This is a genomic window from uncultured Campylobacter sp. (assembly GCF_938031315.1).
In the GTDB taxonomy this organism is placed as follows: domain Bacteria; phylum Campylobacterota; class Campylobacteria; order Campylobacterales; family Campylobacteraceae; genus Campylobacter_B.
The window spans coordinates 1-1,353 of record NZ_CALHHT010000469.1; the positions used below are offsets into that span (position 1 = coordinate 1).

The 1,353-nt window shown below is 48.6% G+C and carries 1 protein-coding gene; it reads left to right on the top strand.

Going from position 1 to position 1,353, the window contains the following annotated elements; all coding sequences use genetic code 11:
- Window positions 1-99: 99 nt before the first annotated feature.
- A partial coding sequence (locus tag Q0236_RS11630) for an NFACT RNA binding domain-containing protein (protein WP_297918197.1) occupies window positions 100-1,353 on the top strand: 1,254 nt, incomplete at its 3' end.

Below are 1,353 nucleotides of genomic sequence, written 5' to 3' on the forward strand. Positions count from 1 at the left end.
AGCGATACTGGCCCTCGGCATGCCGCAACAGAGCCCGAGCCCGCACGATCTGCAAAAGCTAAATTTAGCCAAAATCCATAAAGAGAAATTTTAACGCGTATGAAGTATCAAAGCTTAATTCAAATTTGCGACTATCTGCAAAGCAAAAAATTTATCTCTCATATAAAGCGCGCGGGCGACAATCTTTTTAAAATTTGCTTCGACGGCGACGAGACGCTGTTTTTCGACATGGACAAAACGAGCTCGAATATCCACAAAAACGCCGCATTTACCGAGAGCAAAACCTACAAGGCGCCCTTTGACGTGGTGCTTGCCAAGCGCTTTGTGAAAAGTAAAATTTTAAAGATCGCCGTGCCGCAAAATAATAGAATTTTATCCCTTCGCGTCGAGCTTAGCGCGGGCTATAAAAGGCTCGTCTCGGAGATCTATTTTGAATTTACCGGGCGCTTTACGAACGTCATCATCACGGACGAGGCGGGGGTTATTTTGGAGGCACTGCGCCACTTCGATAACGATTTTAGAAGCATTCGCGTCGGCAAAAAGCTGATCCCGCTGCCTCCGCGCGAGATAAAAGAGCAAAAGGTAGCGCGCATAGAGGATTTTAGCGCCTTTTTCGAAGCGGAATTTAAAAGCTTAAACGAGCGCAAGATCACCTCGCTAAGAAACGTAAAGCTCGCGCGGATCGAGAAAAAAACGGAGGCTTTGAGCCAGAGCCTAAAGGAGCTTCCAAGCGCGGCAGAGCTTTTGAGGCAGAGCGAACTTTTTAGCCTGCGCGCCGATCTGCTGAAGGAAAATTTATACAAAATCAAAGACTACGAAAGGCGCATTTCGCTCATTTCGCGCGCCGGCGAGCGGATGGAGTTTGATATACAAGACCCGCCTAAAATCGCGCTCTCGCAGCTGTACGCCGAAGCGAAAAAGTTGCGAAATAAAAGCGCAAATTTGCATCTGGAGGAGCAAAATCTAAAAAGCAAGCTGGAATTTTACGAAAGCCTGCGCGAGCTGATCCAAAACGCGCAGAGCGAGCAGGAGCTTGAAATTTTGCTTCCGCGCAAACGTATCGTGCAGGAGCGGCGCAAGGAGGGCGAGAGCGAGCAGGACGTGCAGAACTTCTATCTGGGCGATTTTAAAATCAGCGTCGGCAAAAACGAGCGCGGTAACATCCGCCTGCTTAAAAACAGCGGCAAGGAGGACTTTTGGTTTCACCTCAAAGACGTTGCTAGCGCGCACGTAATCGTAAAGACGAACAAGCAGAACCTAAGCGAGGAAGTAGTGCAGATGGCCGCTAAAATTTGCGTAAATTTCAGCGTTAAAGGGGGCGGAAAATATCTCGTCGATTACACCAAGCGCCGA